At 65.5% G+C, this 22,985-nt stretch carries 16 protein-coding genes; 3 read left to right on the forward strand and 13 right to left on the reverse strand.

Annotated features, from left to right (window positions below; translation table 11 throughout):
• Window positions 1-4 precede the first annotated feature (4 nt).
• The 10 genes from RY94_RS13395 to RY94_RS18450 all read right to left on the reverse strand — a co-directional run bounded on the left by RY94_RS13395 (window position 5) and on the right by RY94_RS18450 (window position 15,175).
• A complete protein-coding gene (locus RY94_RS13395; protein WP_082046349.1) occupies window positions 5-4,420 on the reverse strand; it encodes a glycosyltransferase in 4,416 nt (1,471 codons plus the stop codon).
• A 45-nt stretch (window positions 4,421-4,465) separates the two neighbouring features.
• Window positions 4,466-5,716: a UDP-N-acetyl-D-mannosamine dehydrogenase gene (gene wecC / locus RY94_RS13400; protein WP_043445862.1), complete on the reverse strand. Its 1,251-nt coding sequence runs from the start codon at window positions 5,714-5,716 to the stop codon at window positions 4,466-4,468.
• A gap of 9 nt (window positions 5,717-5,725) precedes the next feature.
• Window positions 5,726-7,498, reverse strand: a complete 1,773-nt coding sequence (locus tag RY94_RS13405; protein WP_231554528.1) for a glycosyltransferase — start codon at window positions 7,496-7,498, stop codon at window positions 5,726-5,728.
• 134 nt (window positions 7,499-7,632) lie between these two features.
• The gene (locus RY94_RS13410) at window positions 7,633-8,517 is read right to left on the reverse strand and encodes an ABC transporter ATP-binding protein (RefSeq protein WP_052274344.1); all 885 of its coding nucleotides are present in this window, start codon (window positions 8,515-8,517) and stop codon (window positions 7,633-7,635) included.
• Window positions 8,507-9,391: an ABC transporter permease gene (locus tag RY94_RS13415; RefSeq protein ID WP_043445866.1), complete on the reverse strand. Its 885-nt coding sequence runs from the start codon at window positions 9,389-9,391 to the stop codon at window positions 8,507-8,509. Before RY94_RS13415 ends, RY94_RS13410 begins: the two co-directional genes overlap by 11 nt.
• Window positions 9,391-11,154, reverse strand: a complete 1,764-nt coding sequence (locus tag RY94_RS13420; protein ID WP_043445868.1) for a glycosyltransferase family 4 protein — start codon at window positions 11,152-11,154, stop codon at window positions 9,391-9,393. Before RY94_RS13420 ends, RY94_RS13415 begins: the two co-directional genes overlap by 1 nt.
• Complete coding sequence (locus RY94_RS13425; RefSeq protein WP_043445870.1) at window positions 11,151-12,341, reverse strand: glycosyltransferase family 4 protein; 1,191 nt, start codon at window positions 12,339-12,341, stop codon at window positions 11,151-11,153. The genes RY94_RS13420 and RY94_RS13425 overlap by 4 nt, the downstream gene beginning before the upstream one ends.
• A gap of 80 nt (window positions 12,342-12,421) precedes the next feature.
• Window positions 12,422-12,871: a hypothetical protein gene (locus RY94_RS17960; protein ID WP_043445873.1), complete on the reverse strand. Its 450-nt coding sequence runs from the start codon at window positions 12,869-12,871 to the stop codon at window positions 12,422-12,424.
• A gap of 356 nt (window positions 12,872-13,227) precedes the next feature.
• Window positions 13,228-14,298, reverse strand: a complete 1,071-nt coding sequence (locus RY94_RS13435; protein ID WP_043445875.1) for an LCP family protein — start codon at window positions 14,296-14,298, stop codon at window positions 13,228-13,230.
• A gap of 94 nt (window positions 14,299-14,392) precedes the next feature.
• Entirely contained in the window at window positions 14,393-15,175 is a 783-nt protein-coding gene (locus RY94_RS18450) for a hypothetical protein (RefSeq protein ID WP_052274346.1), read from the reverse strand.
• 213 nt (window positions 15,176-15,388) lie between these two features.
• Here RY94_RS18450 and RY94_RS13445 point away from each other — a divergent pair, with 213 nt between their 5' ends.
• Together RY94_RS13445 and RY94_RS13450 are read left to right on the forward strand one after the other, a co-directional pair.
• Window positions 15,389-15,877 carry a DUF3515 family protein gene (locus RY94_RS13445; RefSeq protein ID WP_052274347.1) on the forward strand — a complete coding sequence of 163 codons (489 nt, stop codon included), beginning with the start codon at window positions 15,389-15,391 and terminating at the stop codon, window positions 15,875-15,877.
• Window positions 15,878-15,921: 44 nt separating this feature from the next.
• A complete protein-coding gene (locus tag RY94_RS13450; RefSeq protein WP_043445879.1) occupies window positions 15,922-16,779 on the forward strand; it encodes an SMP-30/gluconolactonase/LRE family protein in 858 nt (285 codons plus the stop codon).
• Window positions 16,780-16,822: 43 nt separating this feature from the next.
• Here RY94_RS13450 and RY94_RS13455 read toward each other — a convergent pair whose 3' ends face one another.
• Window positions 16,823-19,762: a discoidin domain-containing protein gene (locus RY94_RS13455; protein WP_197060675.1), complete on the reverse strand. Its 2,940-nt coding sequence runs from the start codon at window positions 19,760-19,762 to the stop codon at window positions 16,823-16,825.
• Between the two features lie 457 nt (window positions 19,763-20,219).
• On the opposite strand from RY94_RS13455, the gene RY94_RS13460 reads away from it, so the two are divergent.
• Window positions 20,220-20,447 carry a DUF3072 domain-containing protein gene (locus RY94_RS13460; protein ID WP_043445882.1) on the forward strand — a complete coding sequence of 76 codons (228 nt, stop codon included), beginning with the start codon at window positions 20,220-20,222 and terminating at the stop codon, window positions 20,445-20,447.
• A gap of 80 nt (window positions 20,448-20,527) precedes the next feature.
• Here the strand turns inward: RY94_RS13460 and ribA are convergent, their stop codons facing one another.
• Entirely contained in the window at window positions 20,528-21,916 is a 1,389-nt protein-coding gene (gene ribA / locus RY94_RS13465; protein ID WP_052274348.1) for a GTP cyclohydrolase II, read from the reverse strand.
• 73 nt (window positions 21,917-21,989) lie between these two features.
• Window positions 21,990-22,928 (reverse strand): LysR family transcriptional regulator, encoded by a 939-nt coding sequence (locus RY94_RS13470; protein WP_043445885.1) that lies wholly within the window; start codon window positions 22,926-22,928, stop codon window positions 21,990-21,992.
• Between the last annotated feature and the right edge of the window lie 57 nt (window positions 22,929-22,985).

Genomic DNA, 22,985 nt, shown 5'->3' on the forward strand with positions numbered 1-22,985 from the left:
GCGATCAACCTCCTAGTACCGAGCGCTTGAGCGCCTCGAATACTGTCGTGTCTCGGAATTTCGCCTGAGCAAAGGCACGGGCTTCTTCGCCGGCTTCGACCCACGTCTCGCTTGTCGCGGTCCTCTGAACGATTCGCTGCACCATGTCCGGAACCTCTGCCGTGAGCCAGTGAACGGGATAGATCTGGTCGGCCCCGGGCCAGGCAAGGCTCACTGGTAACGCACGTGAGGCAGCCCCATCCGCCAGGGTGAGATGGAAGGATTCGAAATCGCTGACGGAAAGCACAGTGCCGATCTTTCGGTACCATTCGGCCATGTCGTCTCCGTGCGTATCGAAGACAACGGCCCCCTTCAGCAGGGGGTCTTCGTCAAGCCGCCGATACTGATCGAGGTAGTAGGCAAGCTCATCGCTTCGCTCCGCCATCCACGGGAAATCCTCAGGGCGCTTTCCCTTGATGAACAGCTTGTAGCGATCATCGACGGCACGCAGACCCCGCACAACGTCGAGCACCAGGTCCAGTCGTTTGCGCTGCGGTACGATCCCCACCACGCCGATGTTCCACCGCGCAGCAGGATCCTTGGACAGATTGAGTCGGTCCGCGGCAACATAGTTGGGAACGACGACGGACTTTTCCGAAGGGATGCCGAAGTCCCGCTGCGCGATCTGGGCTGTGTGCCGTCCCACGAAGATGAACTGATCAACATTGCCCATTTTTAGTCGTCCGAGGTAGGGCGTGCTCAACTCTTGGAGATGCAGCCGACAGACGAGGCGCTGGTCGCTCCGCTTATTGTGCGAGAACCAGACCGCATTCCCTAAAGTCCACTCGCAGAAGATGATTTCGGCCTGGGCCAATTTGATGCGGCTCTCTGCCTCATCGTGCTGCGAATGGCCTTGCCACTGGTCGATGTCTACGAGATGACCTTCGGCCTCGAGGTGGTCGATCATTCCTCGAGCAAACTTCAAATCATGGCCCGCGACAAGGATCCGCCTGCCCGCGGAACGCAGTCTTGGGAGCTCAGGGTCTGCGGGGCGTTTCAGGGTTCGGTAAAGAGTCAGTGACGGTGCGCCATCGGTGGACTCTATGGATCGGAGATCGGCACTCTCAACGGTCGCTGTAGCGTCGATTCCGACGAGCCCCTGTCCCGACACACCGACGTGCTCCGATTCGGTGCGTGCGGAGTTCCATTCGAGGTACTTCCGGGAACTCAGCAGGTCCTCGTAGTAGGTGCGGTCAACTGGCGAGCTGGGGACATTTCCGATCAGACTGATGCCGCTCGCAAGCAACTCCTGAGGATCATAAGGCTCTCCCGCCAGAAGTACGGCGGCGGGACGCACGCTCTGCTCCTCCAGCCGCTGCAGAGTCTCTGGGGTCAGTTCAGGCACCTGGAGGGCGTACTGCGCGAGAACGGGCGCATCGATCTGAAGACCGGCGGTCCTCAGCGCGTAGGTAAGACGATGAGCGGCTGTATGGGCACGCAGCACGCTTCGCATCGCCAGCCAGGCATCGTCGTTGCGTGCCTTCTCGTTGTCCATCCAGTAATCGATCAGTACGCGAGCCTTCGCCTCGTCCGGCACTATGGGAATGACGCTTCCAAAGATCTGCTCGATTCCCCTGCCCGGGCCACTGACCACGGCTCCTCCGCAGGCGGCAACTTCGAAGACCCTCCGCGAGAACATGGTCCCTGACTGCTCTACAGAGTTCACGTTGATATGCACGGGATGTGCCTTATAGGCGTTGACCATTTCCGCGTACGTCAGTCCGCCTTGTACGTGGGGAGCGAGATCCGCGGGAAACTTGTAGGGACTGTCAGGGTTGAGGTGCTGGCGGTCGTAGATCGTAAGACCGGCCGGTACTGCTGCGGCAAGAAGACGCGCAAGCTGCTCTGAACGCTTCTTGTACCGGTCGCCGTAGTAGGAACCTGCGTACGTGACGGTGTGGGAGTATTTCCTGTTGCCGGGCAGCGGGTTGTGAAGCGCCGGCTGCGCGTAGAACGGCAGCGAAGCCACCGTCTTGAGGAAGGAGCCCTTCGATTCCAGGTAGTTTCGGATTGAGCCGTCGTCACTGGTGAAGATGTGCTCGAAATGTTCCGCTGTCCGCTTGAATCGGTTGAAGTGGACCGGGTCTTCCTTGTTCCAGAACAGCGTGGGGACGGAGTTCTCGCGACAATGCTCCAGCAACTCGCGCAGATCCGCGAAGGAATCATTGTCGTAGAATCCGACCTTGCCGCGCCATTCGCCGTCGTTTCCGTCCCATGCCGACTCTACGAACAAGACGTCGATTGCTGAAGCGTCGAGTTGGCTCTTCCACCGGGTAGGGCTGAGCATGACCAGCGATGTTTCCGGTTCCAGCCCCGCGATCGTGAACTCGTCCGCGATGATTCCGATCGTGAGATCGGTCAGGCGTCGGCCCGTCCCGGAGGGTTCGGCCACGGAGGCAAGAGCAGCGAATGCCGCCTCGGCAACCTTGCCCCACGTCCGCTTGTCGACTGTCCACAGTCTCGCTCGGCGCCCCATCGCCTGTCTCTGCTCCGGGTGCTGGATGAGGTCGTCGATCACGCGGGCCAGATCGGATGAATCCCCGGCTTTGAAGAGTCTGGCGCGTTCTCCGTCGCGACCCGAAAGGTCACGCAGGGGCGCGAGGTCGGAGAGCACGACAGCTTTGGCGGCGGCCATCGCTTCGAGTGGTTTGAGGGGCGACACCATTTCCGTCACCGGAAGCGGAAGCCGTGGGCACGGCATGATGTCGAAAACGCTGACATAGTCGGGAATCTCGATTGCTGGCACACGTCCCGTGAAGGTGACCGCATCGGTAATACCCAGAGAGCGAGATTTCGCCTCCAACCTGGGCAGAGCCGGACCGTCACCCACAATCACCGTCCTCAAACCGACCCCTGCCGAAAGGAGGGTTGCCACTGCTTCGAGGAGAGTCTCGATTCCCTCGTAGTCGACGAGGCTGCCCGCGTAGCCGATCACTGGCACATCTTGGTCGAGCTTCAGACGCTGAACAGTCCCGCCGTGCTTCGGCATTTCACTGAACTCGTCGGTGTCGACGGCGTTGGGAAAAATCCGAATCTTCTCGTTGGGGGCTCCCCTGGCAACCAACTCCTGGCGGACCTGCTCGGTGATCGCAAATACGACATCGGATTCCGTTGCCACAAGAGCTTCCATGGACTTCGCGAAGGAAAATCGGTCGGATCCGCTCCATCCAGGCTTGGTGGAAGCCTCGGTGATCTCCCAGAGGCCCCGCACCTCGTAACTGAAGGGAATGCCCAGCCGTCGCGCAGCAATCAAGGCTGGCAGCGCGGTTACATGGTTCGAGGCCGCGTGAATGCGTTCGACCCGGTTTCGTAGAGCTACCTGGACATAGCTATCAGCCGCTTGATGGAGATAGTGATCGAGCGGGGCCTGAGTCCAGGTTGGACCATGACTGAAGAAATGACTGATCCCGTCGATCACTTCGCCGTAGCTGGACGCCGAGCGTGGTGCGACGTCCGTCTTGATGTCCCAGGGGTAGCCGGGCCGCGCGGCGACGACAACATCAGCTCCGGCCTGCCTGAGTCCCCCGATCACTCCCGCAGTCCGCGTCGAGTACCCGTTGGAATTGTAGGGGGAAACAGAATGGGCGCAGTACAGCACTCGTCCGCGTTCTGCCTGGTATCCGGCATTGCTCTGTCGGGGCGGCAGTGCAATCGGCTGGCTGTTCAGCCTCTCCAGCCCAGTCACGGCATCGATGAGCTGCCGCTCTTTCGGGCTCAGATCCGTCAGGACATTGGAGTATCGGTCGATAACTGCCGCGGGGTCCGCGATCTGGCCGAGGACGAAGTACTGGTGGGAGACGAGGCTGATCACATTCGCCTTCGAGCCGAGTTGCTCGAGCGTCGCGCGAAGCTCCTCTGTACGCTCCGCGGCCGTGAGAACCGCTCCCCGAGGCTTCACGGCTCGGGGAGCAACAGGCGCCGTGTGAGGCCGTGCGCCGGAACCATCACCGGCGGCCCTCGAAGCCGGCACTTTCTCGCTGCCGGTACCGGCAGGAAGCGCCAGCGCTTGAGGCTTTTCAGTACTGTCAGTCGGCTTAGCGAGCAGTCGCGAGACAGCTCGGGCTGGAGCGAGAACCGCTGTACCGACTCGAACGCGCTTCGATTGCCTCAGCGCTGTGAGGGTGGAGCGCAGCTTCCTGTTGTCGTCAGTGAGCGATGCCATCTCCTTCGACGCTCGGGAATTGGCGGTCTGAACGGCCTTCAATCGGCTCTCCGCCGCTTTCAACCGGTTCTCCAAGGCCCTTATCGCACTTGCATCCCGTTTTCGGCGCAAGAGCAACTTCTCGTGGTCGGAGATGAACTTGTCGATATCAGCGAGATAATGCGACCGTCTTGCCAGTACTTCCAACGGTAGCGAACGGACTTCGTCCTCAAAACGCATGGTTCTCCTCGATCGATTCCCGCCCAGTTGCCGCCGTAGTACTGATCAACGCCAAATTCCCCTCGTGTCGACCACAACCTTGCCGTCGAGGACCGACTTGTCCATCTCCTTGAACTCGTCGTGGTCCACCAGCAGCAGCACGATGTCAGCCTCGGCCACTGCCGTTCCCAGGTCTTTCAGGGCGACGTTCGTAAGAGATGAAAGGGTCTCCGGAAGCTCAGACACGTGAGGTTCTGCGACCAGCACTGCACACTCCGGGAGGTCGATGTTGAGTTGCCTCACGATACTGACAGCGGGTGACTCACGCAGATCGTCGATATTGGCCTTGAAGGCGAGGCCCAGAGCGGCCACCGTGGCGGTATCCCCGACCTGCTTCACAGCCAGCTTGACCTGATCGATCACCCAGGCAGGTTTTGCGTCGTTGGTCTCGCGCGCCTGCCGGATCAATTTCGACTCATTCGGGGCAGCAGAGACTATGAACCATGGGTCGACGGCGATGCAGTGCCCGCCGACTCCCGGCCCCGGCTGCAGGATGTTGACGCGAGGATGATGGTTGGCCAGCTCGATCAGTTCCCAGACGTCAATGCCGACCTTTTCGCTGACCATCGACAACTCGTTGGCGAAGGCGATATTGACGTCACGGTATGCGTTTTCCACCAGTTTCGCCATCTCGGCCGTCGCTGCGTCGGTGAGGTGGATATCACCCTGGCAGAAGACCTGGTACAGCTGGCGGGCGAGCTCGGTGGCTTCATCGGTGATTCCGCCCACGATGCGGTCATTGGTCACCAGTTCGATCATGACCCGACCGGGCAGGACGCGTTCCGGGCAATGCGCCACATGGACAATGGGCTTGTTGTCAGCTCCGTCGAGGCTCAGATCCGGTCGCAGTCCGATCAGGTAATCCGCGAGGTGCTGGGTCGTACCTGGAGGGGAGGTCGATTCAAGGATGACCAGCTCTCCTCCCACGAGCCGGGGCGCCAGTCCTCGGGCCGCAGCCTCGATGTAGCTCAGATCGGCGGTCTTGTCGGGATTAAAGGGCGTAGGCACGGCGAGAATGAAGGCATCTGCAGCAGGAGTGACGGTGGTGGCTGTCAAACTGCCCATGCTGACGGAGCCCGCCACGTGGATATTCAGATCAGGCTCGACGAAGGGCACCTCGCCGCGATTGATGGCATCAACGTTGTCTTGCTTAACATCGACGCCGATAACTTCCAGCCCGTTGGTCGCCAGGATCGCCGCGGTGGGCAACCCGATGTACCCGAGACCGATGACGGCGACTTTGCGGATGGTATTCATGTGGTCCCCTTAGATCGATACATGCTGGTCCGGCCGCCCGTAGAACACGATGTCCGCGGCGGCGAGAAGCTCATGGTCGGAAACCTGCCAGGTATGGCCGGCCCCGTTGCGTTGCTGGTAATAATTGAACTTGTCGGCAGAGTAAATGGTCCCTGAAGCAGCGGTGACCGAATTGAGAAAAGCTGTGTCCTCGCCACGGTCACGCTGTTCGAATGGGAAATCGTGAAAGACACAACGCTCCGCCATGATTGTCGGACCCATGACGAGACTCGTATACCGATGTTCCCTTTGTGGAAAGCGAAGCAGAGTCGCATCGTAGGATTTCAGGTACATGTAATGGGCGTGCTTGCCCACGACCTGGGCCCCCGAATAAGTTAGCGCATGAAGCTGGTCGAGCAGGTAATACGGCCCATAGAAGTCGTCGTCGTCCATTTTGGTGACGATCGTCCCCGAGGCCGCTGCGACGCAGTCGTTGAGACACTGTCCGAGACTTTGGTCGGCCGGCGCGCTCAGCACGGTCAGGGCCGAAACCGGATACCTGGAACGCAGCGCGGCCAGCTTGCCCGCGTCGAGCGCGAATCCGTGTGTGAGAAGGATCAGCTCGGGAGACACCTCCCGCTGCGAGCTGACCGTGCGGAATACGTGCTCCATCTGGTGCGGTCGAATGGTCGAGACGATCACCGACACCGTCGGCAGCTCGACTGGATGAGCCAACGCCGGCGTCGCTGCGGCAAGGATCTGCTCTGCACGGTGCGCATACGTGTGGTGCTGCCAGATGCGGCGCTGTGCACGATGAACCTGTCGCTCCCCCAGTGACGGCTGTCGAACCAGTGCTGATATCGTGCCCTGCGCCTCCTCCTCGCTGTCCACTACCGTCACCTCGGAAGCGGGGAAGAAATTGTCTATCGCCTTGCTTCTCGTCGACACGACGGGAGTGCCGGACGCCGTAATCTCGAAGACCCGTCGAGCGCACATACTGGGTGATGCGATCACTGAATTGACATTGAGGAACACTTTGTATGCCTTATAAGCAGTGAGCATCTGGTCGTACGGGAGAGACCCTTTCACGTAGGGGAGCAAGTGAGGCGGGAACTGGTAGGTGTCCTTGCCTCCGAGCTGACGGGAGAAGATTTCCAGACCCGTTCGCATCGAAGTCGACATCTTCGCCGCCGCACCCAGCAGAAGATCCATCTGGTCGCGCCGTTCCGGGAACTTGTGGCTGAAGTACATTCCTGCGAACGCAACATCCCGCTCGTGCCAGCCCTGCTTCGGCCTGACAGGGTTGTGTATGGAGGGTTGAGCCGCGAAGGCCAGCGGAGCCACGCGGTCGTGACCCAAGTCGCGCTGATACTCGTCCACCATGCTGGAGTCACTGGTGAAGACGTAATCGAACAGCTTCGCCGCGGGCAGGAAATCGCGGTAGTGCGGGGGATCCTCCTTGTTCCAGAACACCGTCGGGATGTTCCTCGCGCGGAACGCTCCGATCAGCTCTTGGATCATTCCAGAAGGTCCTGTCTGCCCGGTCAGCTGGTACTGCCAGGATCCCGAGCTGCCGCTCCATGCGGATTCCACGAACAGGAGATCGATATGGCCTTCTGTCACGATTTGCCGCCAGTTGTCCGGCGTCAGAACGATCGTGTCCCACTCGTAGGAGAAGGCCATGGCCGAGAACTCGTCGAGAATAATCGCGGCACGTACCGCACGCCTCGGAACAGCTGCGGGAAGCGCCGCACCGGCGAACTCCAGCTGTTTCGAGCATTTCTCCCCGGTCCACTCACCCACAGCATGCTGGACCCTGTTCACACGGCCTGGACCACGTACCGCACGCTCCCGTTGCCACGAGGTTGCAACGGCAGGAATCCCCCCACGTCGAAAATGCCAGAACAGAACGCGCAGCCGGGTGGCCCTTCTCCCTCTCACCGTGCACGTCTCCTGCGGCCGGGTTCCTGCCCGACGATCCTCGGCATCGTCCGATTGCGCATCAGCCGAGCCTTGATCTTCCGTCCCTCGGACAGGTCGCCGGCCGTCAACTGCTCGACGTAATTGCGATACCAGCGGGTCACGTATGCAGGATCCCCGTCGGTCACCACCTCGCCTTCATCCAGCCAGATGACCCGGGTGCATAGTTGCCTGATCGTCCCTAAACTGTGACTCACGAGAAAGACACATCCGGCACGCTCCCGGAGCTCATTCATTCTTCGCTTCGTACGACCCTTGAACTGGTCGTCGCCGGTGTTGAGAGCTTCATCTATGAGAAGGACTTCCGGATCCACTGCGGTCGCAATCGCGAATTGCAATCGAGATCCCATACCCGATGAATATGTGCGCATGGGCCGGTGAATGGATTCTCCGAGCCCGGACAACTCCACGATGTCTTCATACTTGCGGCCGATGTCCTGCTTGGACATGCCCATCGCGAGACAGCCGAGCACGATGTTCTGCTGTCCGGAGATATCGGGAATCAAGGCAGCACTGACACCAAGAAGAGTCGGATGCGAGGACGAGTAGACAGCACCCGAGGTAGGCGGAACCCGGCCGTTCACCAGCTTCATCAATGTGCTCTTCCCGGATCCGTTGCGGCCGATGATCCCTACAGATTCACCGCGCCCCACAACGAGCGAGACGTCCTTCAATGCCTGCACCTCGACGGTGGGACCGGATCCAACCGTCCGCCGAAGCGACGCCAGTAAACCACTGCTTCCGGCGGCACGGCTTTCATTGGTGGGCACGCGGTACGTCATGCTCACCTTGTCGACAACCACCAGAGGTTCCCGCGAAGCAACTCCGACTTCACTCGTCACGACCGTATGACTCCTCTGCCTTCCAGAAAAAAACTAGGCCCACGGCGAGCGCTCCGAGCGCCCAGGCGGCCAAGATGACCCAGGACTCCAAGGACGGTACCTCGTTGTACAGCACTGATTGCCGCACGATCGTCAGTACCTGATAAAGAGGATTCAACTCGATCACGATCCGAGCCGCCGGATAGGGGTCGAAAAGTTGAATGGGGAACATCACGCAGGAGGCGTACATCCAGAGCCTCATGGCGAAACTGATGAAGTTCGCAATATCGTTCACCCTGGCGACCACCCGGGCGAGGATGAGCCCGACGCCGAGGTTGAACGCCGTCTGCAGCAACAGCGCAGGCGCGATCAGGAACCATAGCCAACTGATCTCCTCCACCGGCGGGAAGAGCAGGATCAGTACGAGCATCGTGAGAACAACTGGCACGCTTGCCAGAAGTTCGCGAAGGTTGATCGAGAAAAGCAGCGTTGCCCGCGGGAAGTTGAAAGCCTGGATGACTTTCAAGTTGGATCGCACGGCACGCGCGCCAGTTGTGATCGCCCTGTTGGTCATCTGGAAGAGAAAAACTCCCACAATCAAGTAGCCGATGAAGTTCTCTACGCCTCGGCCGGCTTGCAACAGCACACCGAATATGAGAAAGAACGTCAGTCCGTTCAGCATGGGATTCAGGATCAGCCACAAACTACCCAAACGATCTTGGGTAGTACTCGACTGGACGCTTGCTTTCGCGTCGAAGTAGACGAAGTGGCGGTAGCTGAACAATGCTGCGACATATTCGAGAAACGAGGGTTTTGCCCCTACCCTTGTCAGATGCCTGACGCTTACCTCTTGCGAGACGGCGCGAGCCCCGGTCGCTTCCTCGTCAGCAGCCATCAGGCTGAGAACCTCAATTGCCGATAGGCCATCGAAAGAGCCGCGGCGTTGCCGGTCCAGGTTCGCTCGGCCAGAACACGCTGACGGGCGTTGCGGCCCAATTGCACGGCATGCCGACTCAGGCCCTGACCAGATCGGTCCAAGAGTCCATCAATCGCGGCTGCAACACCCTCAGGGCTCCCCGTGTCGACGAGAACCCCAGTGACACCGTCTTCAACGATTTCGCGTAGTGCGGGCAGATTGCTGGCGACCACCGGCCGAGCGCAGGCCATCGCTTCTACTGGCTTGAGGGGGGTGACGGCGCTGGTCACGTCGAGGTCCTTTCGTGGCACAACGAAAATGTCGAGGGCCTGGTGGTAGTGCCTGGCTTGACGGCGAGGAACGCGCCCGGTGAAGGTGACATGCGTAGACAATCCCAGCTCGAGAACAAGTGATTCGAGAGAGGGTCCAGCAGCACCGTCGCCTACGATCAGGCAACGGATCTTCGGATGCACCGGGACCAACAGCGAAATCGCTCGCACGAGCGTGTCCAGTCCTTCGTAGTCGACAAGACTGCTGACAGTGCCGATGAAGATCCCCTCTTCGGGGAGTCCCACCTGCCGCCGTGCCTGTCGCGAAGGAAGCGGCTCCCCCAGGTATTCGTCCCCCACACCATTGGGGCTCAGCAGCACCCTGTCCTGCGGTATTCCGCTGCGCATGATTCCCCGCTTCATAGCCTCGCCCAAGGTCACCACGAGGCTGGCTCTGCGCATCACCTGTGCTTCACGATCAGTGAAGAGCTTATAGCGTTCACTCGCCTTCACGTGCGCCGACCGGGTCGCCGCCCAGGTGTCGGCGAGCTGACCTCGGGCTTCGTACACCCACGGGATCCCGAGGGTGCGCGCCACCTGTTCGGTGACGACCCCGTTCACGAAGGGTGTAGTGGTGTGCAGGACCGCGGGCCTGACCTCCAGGGCAAGCTGCAGCAGTTCCTCGGCCTGCTGCTGGAGCCGCTGGTCGTACCCCCGCGCCATCGGCACCGGGAGCAGACGGTGGTAGCTGACGCCGTCCAGCTCGTCGACGGCGCTGGCCAGGAGTTTCCCCACCTGCACGGGGTAACCGACCCGGGTTGCCGCATGCACGGCCCAGCCGCTCTCGCTCTGGGCCTTGAGCAGGGAGTGGGTGCGCTGGGCGTAACCACTCCCGGTGTGGGGCAGTGAATTGGTCAGCAAGTGAAGAACGGTGTCTTCCTCCGGCACGTACCCCCTCACTGCGGGGAGGATCGGGTGCCAACCCTCGAAGACCCGCACTTCCCCGGCGAGCCGTTCAGCATGCCGCGTGCGGCCCGCCTCCCGCAGTATGTGCACCGCACCGCTCATGTCCCCGTCGTACCAGCGCCGCCGGGCCCGGACTCCCGCGGTGGCGCTGCCGGAACCGGCAAGGCCGAGCAGTTTGTCCGCCTCGTCGGTCATGCCCGCGGCAAGGGCGACGTCGGCCAGCCGACGTGCCACGCCGGCCCGGACGGGCCTGGCGGAGGACTTTCTGAGGGCCGATGCCAGCGAGGAAGTTCGTCCGAGCAGCTGGGCGGACAGGGTTTCGGCGACGGGCAGGTTCAGTCCCGGGACTGCCGTCAGCCTGCCTGCGGCGCCCGCCACGCGGCGGACGAGACCCGCGGGCATCCTGCGGCTGACCTGAAGGACCAGGAGCACGGGGTCATCGCTGAGGTGGATCACCGCGGCCGCCGCAGCGAGCCGCAGGTTACCCAGCAGCCGGACGGCCCTCATGCGCGGCCCTCGCGCGTGACCTCGAGGAGAAGTTCGATATAGGCCTCTCCCAGTGCCTGGACGTTCGCATTGTTCTTCACCCAGGCCCTGCCCTTCTCCCCGATCCTGAGCAGTTCGCGGTTCTCGGCGAGCGTTCGCCAGAGGTGCGCCACGGCCTTGGCCTCGGAGGCTACGATGTGCCCGGCCTCGGCTTCCTCCAGAATGGCGCGCGCCTCGCCCTTGACGATTCCGGTGACGTGGCGGCCCACCGACAGCACCTCATAGGTCTTGGACGGGATGGTGGTGTCGAACGACTTCCAGTCATCGCGGAGCGTGACGATGCAGCTGTCGGCCCGCTCGTAGTAGTCCATGATCTGCGGGCCGTGGATAGGTGCGTGGAACTCCACGGGTGCGCCGAGTTCTGCGGCCAGGGCCATGAGCCGGTTGCGTTCCACCCCGTGGCCCACGAGCGTGAGACGCATCTTCCGCCCCACCAGGGCGGCGGCACGAATAGGGACGTCGAGCCGCTGGCTTTCACCGTGGTTCCCGAGGTAGAGCACTTCCAGGCGGTCCTGCTGGCTACGCGGCGGATTCAGGGCGCGGATGGCCGCCATATCGATGCCGTTCGTGACGGTGGCGACGTTCCTGAGTCCGCGCTCGCGCAGCGTGTGGGCGAACCCGTAGGTCACCGTCACCACGAGGTCCGCACGGTTCTGGATCGCGATGATCACCTGCTCCACAAGACTCTTGGCACTGCCTCGGACAATCCGGGCATCCCGCGCGATGTCCGGCCACGCGTCGCGCATATCGACAACCAACGGACGGCGCAGGAGGCGCGACACCACGAAGCCCGCGCCGAGGATGGGGAGGCTTGGCACCGTGACGATCACGACGTCGGGCCGGGGCGCCATGGCTGCAACCGGCACAGACATCACGGCCGAAAGCAGGTGGTTGATGAGCCGGCCGAGCCGGGTGGTCCTGTGCCAGAGATAGGGGACGCGGCGGACGGTCTCGCCGAATTCACCTCGATGGGCCAGGAAAGGACGCCCAGCGATACTGGGCGGCAGCGTCCGCCGACCGTGCGGCGCATGAGCCACCGGCGTGACGACGTCCACATGCCAGCCCGCAGACCTGAACGACCGGATGAGCTGTGTCCAGCGCCGTTGGGGTGGGCTGTGTTCGGGCGCGTAAGAATGCGTGAGCAGCATTACACGCACGTGAAGGACCCCCAGGCGAAAGACGAGACCATGATGTTCCGCTCATTTTAGGTGCCGCGACAGCCAAAGCCTCATTTGAACGCCCGACCGCCTGTCCGCAGTTTCGAGTAATAGACCGCTCCGAGCCCGATGAGCAGAAGGATCACGAGGATTCGTGTTGCCGGGTGCGTGCCGATCGATTGGGCGGACGCCTGATCGATCTCCTCGGATCCAGTGGCGGGCCCGTCGGATGCGGACGGCGCCGGGGCCGCCGCGGTAGCACTCGGCGCCGGCCCTGGCTTCTTGGTGGGAGAAGCGGACGGCTTGGCGGTCGCCTCGCTGGTCGGTTCGGGCGACGCGGTCGCCAGCTCGTCTTCCGCCGTGGTCGTGTCTTCCACCAACCCGGTCACGGAATCCCATCGGAACGTCGTGTACGCGAGGCTGCCAGGTATCACGAGGATGTTGGTTCCGGGTTCGATGAGATAACCCGTGGGCGGGTGGATAAGCCAGCCGGTGCCGGGGTCGATCTCAAAGCCTGTCACCGGATCGACGGCGTTCTCAAGCTCTCCCTCCGGGACTGGATCCTCGGGCGGCGACGGGGACGGCGCGGGAGCAGGCGCGGGAGCTGGAGCCGGTACGGGAGCAGGTGCCGGTGCGGGCGCCGGCGCGGGCGCCGGTGCGGGCGCCGGCGCGGGTGTGGGTGTGGGTGTGGGGGCGGGCACCGGAGCTGTCGGGGGCGCAGTCGTCGCAAGTCCGGGCATGACGACTACAGGCGGATCAGCCGGCGGCGACACGACGGGAATCTCTTCAGCCACGGCGGGCGCCAGCGGGACGGCCGCCAGGACGGCCAAACTGAGGAGGCCCGTCGCCGTCGTGCGTCGGACCGTCCGTCCGGCATTCACGATCCGACCTCCGGGTTCGCCACGAGGTACTCGGCCAGGCTGTCGTTCTGCAGCGCCTCGCCCACCTGGGCGATCGCGGCGTCGTCCTTGACGATGATCGACTGGCCATCCGTTGAGGTACCGATTCCGAGATTCGGCAGGGTGAAGAAGTCGATGCTGTCCGACCGGACGCTGCGCAGCGAGACGGCGAGGGATCCGACCGTTCCGGCGTCGAGGCTGTCATCCACGGCCACGAAGGGGGACATCTGGTCGACCACCCGGTACACCTTCTGCGGATCGGTCAGCGTGTCCGCGGTGAGCACCTTGCCGATGACCGACTTCACGAACAGTTGCTGGTTCCTGACGCGCTGGTAGTCACCGTCGCTGAAGGCATAGCGCTCCCTGACGAACTTCAGTGCCGACTCGCCCTGCAGGGTGATGGGACCGGCGGCGAAGTACTCGCCGCCGCTTCCGCCGGACTGGAAGGCGACGGGGTTGTCGACCTCCACGCCGCCGAGGGCGTCGGTGAGGCCTTTGAAGCCTTCGAAGTCGATGCTCGCCACGTGGTCCACTCGCACGTTGAACATCCCCTCGACGGTCTGCACCACGAGGGGCACCCCGCCGAGTCCCATGGCCGCGTTCATCTTGGCCTCCCCGTGGCCCGGGATGTCCGTCCAGGTGTCGCGCATGATCGACATGACCTGGATGTCCTGGCGATCGGCCGGGATGTGCATGAGCATCATGGTGTCCGCACGGCTGTCCGACGGACTTGCCGCCGCGACGTCGCCTGGTTCCTCTGCGGCAGCCCGGGAGTCGCTGCCGAGCAGCAGGATGTTCACGGCCCCTTCGGCCTCGGGGGCCACTGTGGGTCGGGACTCCTCGACCGGAAAGGCCGATTCGATCGTCTGGGAGTTCTGGTCGAAGGACTGCGCCAGGGAGAACAGGTACCCGCCGGCCACGAGGGCCGCGACAACCACGAGGGACCCGAGGATCAGGAACGTGGTCCGGACCGGATGCTTGCGGCGACTCTGGCGCCCGTCGCGGGTCGTGTGGGGCTCGGTTGTACTGGCATAGTCGTCAAGACTCAAAGGGACTCCCCCGTCGTGGCAAAGATCAGTTCATGGTACGGCCTGATGCTGGTGTGCTCGTTCAGCCACTGTCGTCCGGGCGGTAGTGCCCGGATCAGTGCTGCCGACGACGGCGGACGACGAGGAACGCGACGGCGGCGACCGCGGCGGCGAGGATGCCCGCACCGATCCAGGCGAGCGGCGCCAGCGAGGCGGCACGCTCCTCCTCGGCGGCCGCGGCCGGCGTGCTGCTCGCGGTCGGGGTGGCGGACCGAGTGGCGCGCGGCGTGGCGCTCGCCGTGGCCGTCTCCGGGACACTGCCGACCACGGCGGGCGATGCCGTTGGTGCCGGGGGTGTGGGCGTGACCGGAGCGGATGCCTTCGCGGTCGCGGTCGCGGTGGGTGAGGCGGACGGGGTCGCTGTCGCCGTCGTCTCTGCCGGGCCGGGGCTCGGCGCCGGGGCCGGGGCCTCGTCGGCGAGCCCCACGACCTCGCGGGCCACGGCGTCGTAGCGGAGGTTCGTGTAGATGAGGGTGTCGGCGAACACGAGATTGCCCGTCCCGGGCTCGATGAGGTGGCCGGTCCCCGGGTGGACGAGGAACCCGGTCCGGGCGTTGATGGCGAAGCCCGTGGCCGGGTCCGTCCCGGAGATGGCACGCGGGTCGACGACGGGCGGGGCCGGCTCCCCGAAGGTCGCGTTCGGCTGGGGCTGCTCGACGACGCGCGTCGGCTGCTGCTGCTGACCCACGACGGCGGGACGGGCGGACGAGGGCTCGGACTCGACGGCCAGGGCGGCCACCGGGGTGGCGAGGACCGCTGCTGCGAGGAGGACGGCGACCGTACCGGTCATTGTCCTGAGGGCGGTGGCGGTCGGGGGGAAGCGGTGGTGCGTGGTCATTCGTCCTCGGCTCGGGATCTCGCACGCGCGGGTTGGGGACAACGCCGGGTGCGCGGGGGGGGACCAGCAGCCTGAGACTGACTGCCGGCTCCTGCATCCTACTGGCGGCCGCTCCTGCCGCCCTGCTTCCGGCCGGAGGCACGGCGTCGTGTCGCGCACTCAAGGCGAGGGTTCGCGACGCGGCGGCGCGGGACCACCGATTAGGCTGGCATCATGCCTGCCCTCCCCCGCGCCCTGACGTCCCTGCTGCCGGCCGTGGCCCTCCTGGTCGGGCTGACCGGGTGCTCGTCGGTGGTGGACGTGGACCCTGCAGAGGACGCCGCGAACGCCCGGTGCGCCGACGTCATGATCGCGCTGCCGCCCATTGTCGCCGAGAACGACCAGCGCGACACGAACAGCCAGGCCACCTCCGCCTGGGGTGACCCGTCCCGGGTGGTGCTGCGGTGCGGCGTGGACGTGCCAGGGCCCACCACCGACCCCTGCGTCACCGTGAACGACGTCGACTGGGTGGTCCGCGAGGGGGACCCGGCGTGGACGGCCACCACGTACGGACGGGACCCGGCGGTGGAGGTCCTGTTCGACCCCGAGGAGGTGGCATCGAGTACCGTCCTCGTGGAACTCGGCGACGCCGTGGCGCGGGTCGAGCAGACCCGGGCGTGCGTCGGGCTGGCCGACGCGACCCCCGCACCGACGGACGGCTGACGCTTCACCCCTCACCCCGAACCCACCGACTGCCAGGAGGCACTGTGAAAGCCGAGCAAATCTCCGACGTCTGCACGTTCCACGGGGAGGGGCCGTACTGGGATCCGCGCCGGGGCGAGCTCCTGTTCGTCGACATGATGGAGGGCGACGTCCTGGTCCGCCACGAGGACGGGAGCTTCGATCGACACAGCGTCCACCCACGCCTCGCCGGCGTCATCCGTGGAAGGACCTCGGGCGGCTACGTGATCGGTGTCGAACGCGGTTTCGTCTTCGCCGACGACTCCTTCTCGGTTCTCGAGCAGGGCCCCGAGGCCTTCAGCGACGGCGCGGTGCGCATGAACGACGGCGGTTGCGACACCGCGGGCCGCTTCCTGTGCGGGTCCATGGGCTGGGAGGGCGGGTTCGGCGCCGGGACCCTCTTCTCGCTGGACGCCGACCGGACCGTCTCCACGCTTCTGACGGGCCTCACCGTGTCCAACGGACTGCACTTCTCCCCCGCGGGCGACACCGCGTTCCTCAGCGACACCCCGACGGGGCGCATCGACGCCCTCGCATACGACGTCGGCACGGGCCGGTTCACCGACCGCCGCACCTTCGCCGTCATCGAGCCCGCCCTCGGCATGCCGGACGGCATGGCCATCGACGCGGACGGCGGCGTCTGGACGGCCCTGTATGGGGGCGGTGCGGTCGCCAGGTACGACGCCTCGGGACGGCTCTCCGAGCACATCCCGCTACCGGTCACCAACGTGACGGCATGCGCGTTCGGCGGGAAGGACCTCTCAACCCTCTTCATCACGACGACGCAGGAGAACATCCCCGAGGGGTCCGAACCGCAGGCCGGCGCGCTGTTCGCCGTCGAGCCCGGCGTCGCCGGCGCTCCCCTGCCGATGTACAACGGCTAACGGGATCTCCTCAGGATGCCCGCCGACCACTGGCGTCCTTTCGTCACTTGATCAAGATGGTCGACGCAATGCTGGGCACCCCGTTGTCATCCATCGCGAAGAGCATGTAGTTGCCGGGGACCAGAACCCCGGGGTCTGCGGGCAGCGTCAGTGATGCCGTGTTCCCTGACACCGAGGTGGCGGTCAGCGGGATGCGCCGCTGGTCCGTGTTCACGGTGTGGGTCACGGTGCTCATCCGGACCAGGGAGAACTCGGTGACCGGCGACCCGGTGGTCACCGCGAGCGTGCTTCCGACCGCGGCGGTGGTCGGAGCCGTGACGATCGCCGGCCGTGCACGATCGCTGCCGTCGGCGTTCAGCAGGTAGGGAGGCGTGAAGATCTCCCCATCCAGATGGTTGGTCTTAGTGCAGTTGGTGCACAGCCCACCGCCACCCACGAAGACGCGACCGTCGGGGAGCAGCAGGGCGACGCTGTGATAGGTCCGGGGAACAGCCATCGGGGCCAGCATGGTCCATGTGCCCGTTTCAGGGTTCCACATCTCCGGAGCCATCCGGGCGTCCGTATCGGTGAACGGGACGGGGGTGGCCTGGCCTCCGACGACGAACACCTGGCCGTCGGGCAGGGCGACTCCGTTCGCGAACGACCGCGTGACCGCCATGTCCGCGGTCCGTTCCACGCGGACGCCGTCGTTGATGTCGATGGTGTACGCCCGGGCCGTGGCAGCGGCATTCTGGTAGGCGGTCGCACCTCCCACGGTCAGGATCTTGCCGACGTCGTACATCACGGCGTCGCCGTTCATCGCGTCCGCGCTGTCCGACCGAAGACCGGCGGAGGTGATGCTGCCGTTGCCGGTAGTGGAGATCCAGGCCATTTCGCGGCTCGGCCCGGCGTGGAAAACCCGGCCACCCGGGGCGGCGAACAACCAGGCGTGGTTGTCGGCACGGAACTGGCCCTGGGGATCATCGGTCAGGATGCTGCCCACCCCTACGTTCGGCAGCGTTCGCCAGCCCCCGGCTGCGGACCACACCTCCCCGTGCTTCGGTGCGCTACCGCCGGACCAGGATCCGCCGATGGTGAAGACCTCCCCAGTGGAAGTGGTCACGTTGCTCTGGTAGCCCCGCGGGATCTTCATGTCCGGACCGGGGGTCCAGGCGTTGGTCGTGGGGTTGTACAGGCTCGTCTTCGAACTGTTGCTGCCGCCGCTGACCATGATCGTCCCGTCGGGCAGCATCGAGGTGCCGGGGCAGAACATGTCATGGCCCGTGTTGGAGATCTGGCTCTGGGACACCTCGCCCGTGGTGAGATCGAGGATGGATGTCTGGGTGTATCCCCTGCTGCCCCCGAAAGTGGTCGGGGAGTAGGCGGACCAGGTCAGCAGCTTGTTGCCGGGCAGGAGCGCCGCGGCAGCCGGCACGAGGGGGAAGTTGATGGTGGGACCCCAGGAACCCGCGGAAGCCCCCGACGACGACGCGGAGGACGGGCCGAGGAGGTTGATCTCGGCGGCGCTGCTCCACGGGCCCCGATTCCCGGCCTCGGAGGTCGCCGTCAACCGGACGAACCGGGCGCTGACCGCGGTGAAAGTGACCGTCTTCTCGGCGATGGTGTCCGACCAGGTGCCGGTGGTGAGCACACTCCAGGTGGTGCCGTCGGAACTGGCTTCGATCGAGTACTTCCCGATCCGCCCGTTCCCCACGTCCGCGCGCGGCAGATACGTGAGCCCGCCGATACCGCGCGCGGCCTTCGTATCGATCGTGATGCTGTGCGGCAGCGGAGCCGCGGGCGCCGGTGAATACCTGCTGTGCCAGATCGTCGCCGTATTGCCGTCCAGCACATTGGCTGCACCGTTGTTCACCCGGGCCGTCTCCGCATCACTGGCCGTGGCCGTCCACCCCGTCCGCGGCAACACCCCGGTGGGTGGGGCCGGTTCACCCGCAAGGAGATTGATCTCGGCGGCGCTGCTCCAGGGGCCGCGATTCCCGGCCTCGGAAGTCGCGGTCAACCGGACGAACCGGACGCTGACCGCAGGGAAAGACACCGTCTTCTCGGCGGTGGTGTCCGCCCAGGTGCCGGTCGCGAGGACCTCCCAGGTGGTGCCGTCGGAACTGGCCTCGATCGAGTACTTCCCGATCCGCCCGTTCCCCACGTCCGCGCGCGGAAGATACTTGAGCCCGCCGATGCCACGCGCGGCCTTCGTATCGATCGTGATGCTGTGCGGCAGCGGAGCCGCAGGCGCCGGCGAATACCTGCTGTGCCAGATCGTCGCAGCACTGCCATCCAGCACATTGGCTGCACCGTTGTTCACCCGGGCCGTCTCCGCATCACTGGCCGTCGCCGTCCACCCCGTCCGCGGCAACACCCCGGCTGGCGGCGCCGGTTCACCGCCGAGGAGGTTGATCTCGGCGGCGCTGCTCCAGGGGCCACGGTTGCCGGCCTCGGAGGTCGCGGTCAACCGGATATACCGGGCGCTCACCGCGGTGAAGGATGCCGTCTTCTCCGCTGCCGTGTCTGCCCACGTTCCGTTCGCTACCGGCTCACTCCAGGTGACGCCGTCGACGCTCACCCGGATCTCGAAGCTCCCGATCCGCCCGTTCCCCAGGTCCGCACGCGGAAGATAGCTCAAGCCAGCGATGCCACGCGCCACTTTCGTGTCGATGGTGATGGAGTGCGGCAGCGGAGCCGCGGGCGCCGGCGAATACCTGCTGTGCCAGATCGTCGCCGTACTGCCATCCAGCACATTGGCGGCACTGTTGTTCACCCGGGCGGTCTCGGCGTCACTGGCCGTCGCCGTCCACCCCGTCCGCGGCAGAGGGGTAGGAGCGGGCTCCACCAACGCCGCCGGAAGCACCGTGCTGTGATGCAGGCTGGTCGAGGGTGAGGACTCGCCCGGGTCGGCGACCACGGCGTGGTGCGCATGGGAACCGTCGGGACCGGTGGCCGCCGACGGGCCCATGGTCCCGCATCCGGCGACGAGCAGAAGAACCATCAGGAGGGCCGGCCCTCGACGAACGCTGCTCCGTCGGACAGACACGGCCGTGGAGCCGCCCAGCAGCTGCGTGTCATTGGTGGTGCGAGCGTGCGTCTCAGACTCCACGGTGGTGCCATCCTGTTCCCCAGCAATGCAGCGAAAACCTGCTTTCGACACTAGGAAGGCGGCGAACGATAAACACGAGTGGGGTCTACTGGAGGTAGGCACTGGAATCACCTGCCCTCCTACTTCCGAGCGAAGGCGCTTACTTGGAAACGGAGGCCGCGGCTACGCAGACCGACGCGGCACTATCCGGTCGGGTCAGCGCCCACAACGTAGCCGGCCTCGGCGGAGGCGAGCATCACCGACACCGGGGCGAGCTCGGCGGGCCGGCCCGTCGCCCGCACGCCCCGAAGGTGTCAGAGACAGTAAGTACACTGATGGCTCACGCTGTTCACGACGAAGAGGAACTCACATGGCAGACACACTGGGAAGCCCGAAATCCGAGCCCGAGGGCGGCTTCGAGCGCGATCCCTCCGACTGGGTCACCGGCGACGAGCCGATGACGGCGGCACAGCGGAGCTACCTCGACACGCTGGCCCGCGAAGCCGGCGAGGAGATCCCCGCCGACATCAACAAGGCCGAGGCTTCCGAGCACATCGACCGGCTGCAGGGCAAGAGCAAGAGGGTCAGCGACTCCTGATCCGCCCTGATCCCACCCTCCGTGCTGGTCGAACAAAAATCGTCGACCATCCCGGGGCGTGGGATCAGCCGTGCGCCGGCCTACCGCGCGCCGGCGAAGTTGAACTCCGTGCAGATGTCCTGGCCGAAGACGAAGCGCCGCACGGGCGCGGTACGCGCCTCGGCGAGGGCGTCGGAGCCGCTGAAGCGGATGCCGGGGACGCCGTCGCCCACGAGCACCGGCGCCGTGGTGAGGTACAGGCGGTCCAGCAGCCCGGCCTCGAGGAAGCGGGACACGGTGTTGCCACCGCCCTCGATGAGGACCTTCTCCAGCCCCCTCCCCTGCAGGAGCTCCAGGATCCGCTGCGGCGCGAAGTCCTCCGCACCCAACCGCACCACCTCCACCGAGGACGGCAGACCGTCCGGGACCGCCGCGTCGGCGCTGATGATCCAGAGCGTGGGCACGCCGTCGTCCGCCAGGACCCGCGCCCCCGCGTCCACCTTCGCCGACGCATCCAGCACCACCCGCACCGGGCTGGTGCCGGGCACGTCGCGCACGGCCAGCGAGCAGTCCTCCGCGAGGACGGTGGAGGCCCCGACGACCACGGCGTCGACGAGCGCGCGGAGCCGCTGCAGGTGCCCGTGGTCGCCGCGGTCCTCGTGGAGGCCGGCGTCACCGGAGCGTGAGGCGATGAAACCGTCGAGGCTCTGCCGCAGCTGTCCGACGACGAGCGTTCCTGACGCCCCCGCGAGGTAGCCGTACCGGTGGGTCAGTTCCTCCGCCTCGCCCGGCGCGGGAGCCGGGGGGACGGCGCCGTGGAGCAGGGACATCCAGGCGTCGGCGGACGGCGGGGTGTCGTGCCGCATGCGGGCGCGCTTCGTCGCGAGGTAGCTGGCGTTCTCCGAGCGCTCGGAGACGGCGAGGCCGCGGCGCTCGACGACGTCGATCCCGAGGTCCTCCAGCGCTTCCTCCTTGGCGGGGTTGCCGGAGAGCAGGCGGACCGCCCGGATGCCGAGGTCCTGGAGGATCTCCGCCGCCTGGTCGTAGCGGCGGGCGTCCACGGGCAGTCCCAGTTCGGTGTTCGCGTCCACGGTGTCCACGCCCTGGTCCTGCAGGGCGTATGCCTTGAGCTTGGCGAGCAGTCCGATCCCACGGCCCTCGTGCCCGCGGACGTACACCAGCACGCCGCGTCCTTCCCCGGCGATGGCGGCGAGCGCGGCGTCGAGCTGTTCCCCGCAGTCGCAACGCCAGGAGCCGAAGGCATCCCCGGTGAGGCATTCGCTGTGGACACGGACCAGGGGCGGCGCCTCGACCGTGCCGTGCGCGCCGTCGTCGATCCCCTGCGCGAGCGCCACGTGCTCCGTGCCTGCGCCGTCCCGGTAGCCGATCATGCGGAAGGTCCCGTGCCGGGTGGGCAGCACGGTCTCGACGACCCGCTCGACGGTGGCCGGGACGGGTGCTGAGGCGTGGTGCGTGGACTGCAGGGACATGGGACAACCTTAGGAGCGGAGCGTGGTGACGCGAAAAGCAGGTCTGCCGGTGTCAACGGGCGGCAGTGGGGATTTATTGCGGTTCCAGCTGGCGCTCCTCCTGCCGGGAGGGATGCAGCACATCCGCGGCGGCTCGGCCGAGGACCTCGCGGACGGCGAGGACGGCGGGCCGGCGGGCGCCGGCGCGGCGCGCCGAGGTGAAGATGGAGCGCCGCGGGTCCTCGGCGAGGTCGAGGAGCCGCACAGGCACGTTCCTGCCCGTCCAGACCAGTTCCGGCATGAGCGCGACGGCGTTGCCTGATTCGATGAGCCGGATCTGCGCCTGCAGGTCCGCCGTCTCGTAGCGCACGTCGGGCTCGAAGCCGGCCCGCCGGCACGCCTGCTCGGCCCAGTGCCGCGACGCCGCCCCCCGGGGTTCCATGACCCACGCCGCGCCGGCCGCCTCCGCCACCGACGCGATCCCGGCATAGGGGTGGCCCGCCAGGGGCACCGCGAGCTGGATGGCGTCCTGGGTCAGCGCCACGTGGTCGAGTTCCGGGTGGCGCGGTGCGGCGTGCCCCGGGTACTGCTCCGCGATCACGAGGTCGAAGTCCCTCGCGAAGGTCTCGTAGAGGGCGGTCTCCGGCTCGCGCTGCACCATCTCCACACGGACGTCCGGGTAGTCGAGGGTCATGGCCGTCAGGGCATCCGGCATCAGTGCGAGCGCGGCCGACTGGAACACCGCGACGCGCACCGTCCCGGACACCGTGGTCAGCGAGGCGGCGAGATCCGCCTCGGCCCGCTCGAGGGTCTCCAGCAGTTCCTCGGTGTGCGCGACGAGGACCTCTGCCTGGGGCGTGAGGACCACGCGGCGCCCGGTCTTCCGCAGCAGCTGGACGCCCACCTCCTTCTCGAGCTGGGCGAGCTGCTGCGACACGGAGGACGGGCTGTAGCTCAGGGCCGCGGCGACATTCGCGAGGGTCCCCCGGATCTTCAGTTCACGGAGCAGGCGGAGCCTGCGCAGGTCGAGCATCGACGCTCCACTTCTTCGGTTTCACCAATGGATACCCTTCGGTATTCATCGCTTTTC

This window comes from Arthrobacter sp. L77 (genome assembly GCF_000816565.1).
In the GTDB taxonomy this organism is placed as follows: Bacteria; Actinomycetota; Actinomycetes; order Actinomycetales; family Micrococcaceae; genus Arthrobacter_D; species Arthrobacter_D antioxidans.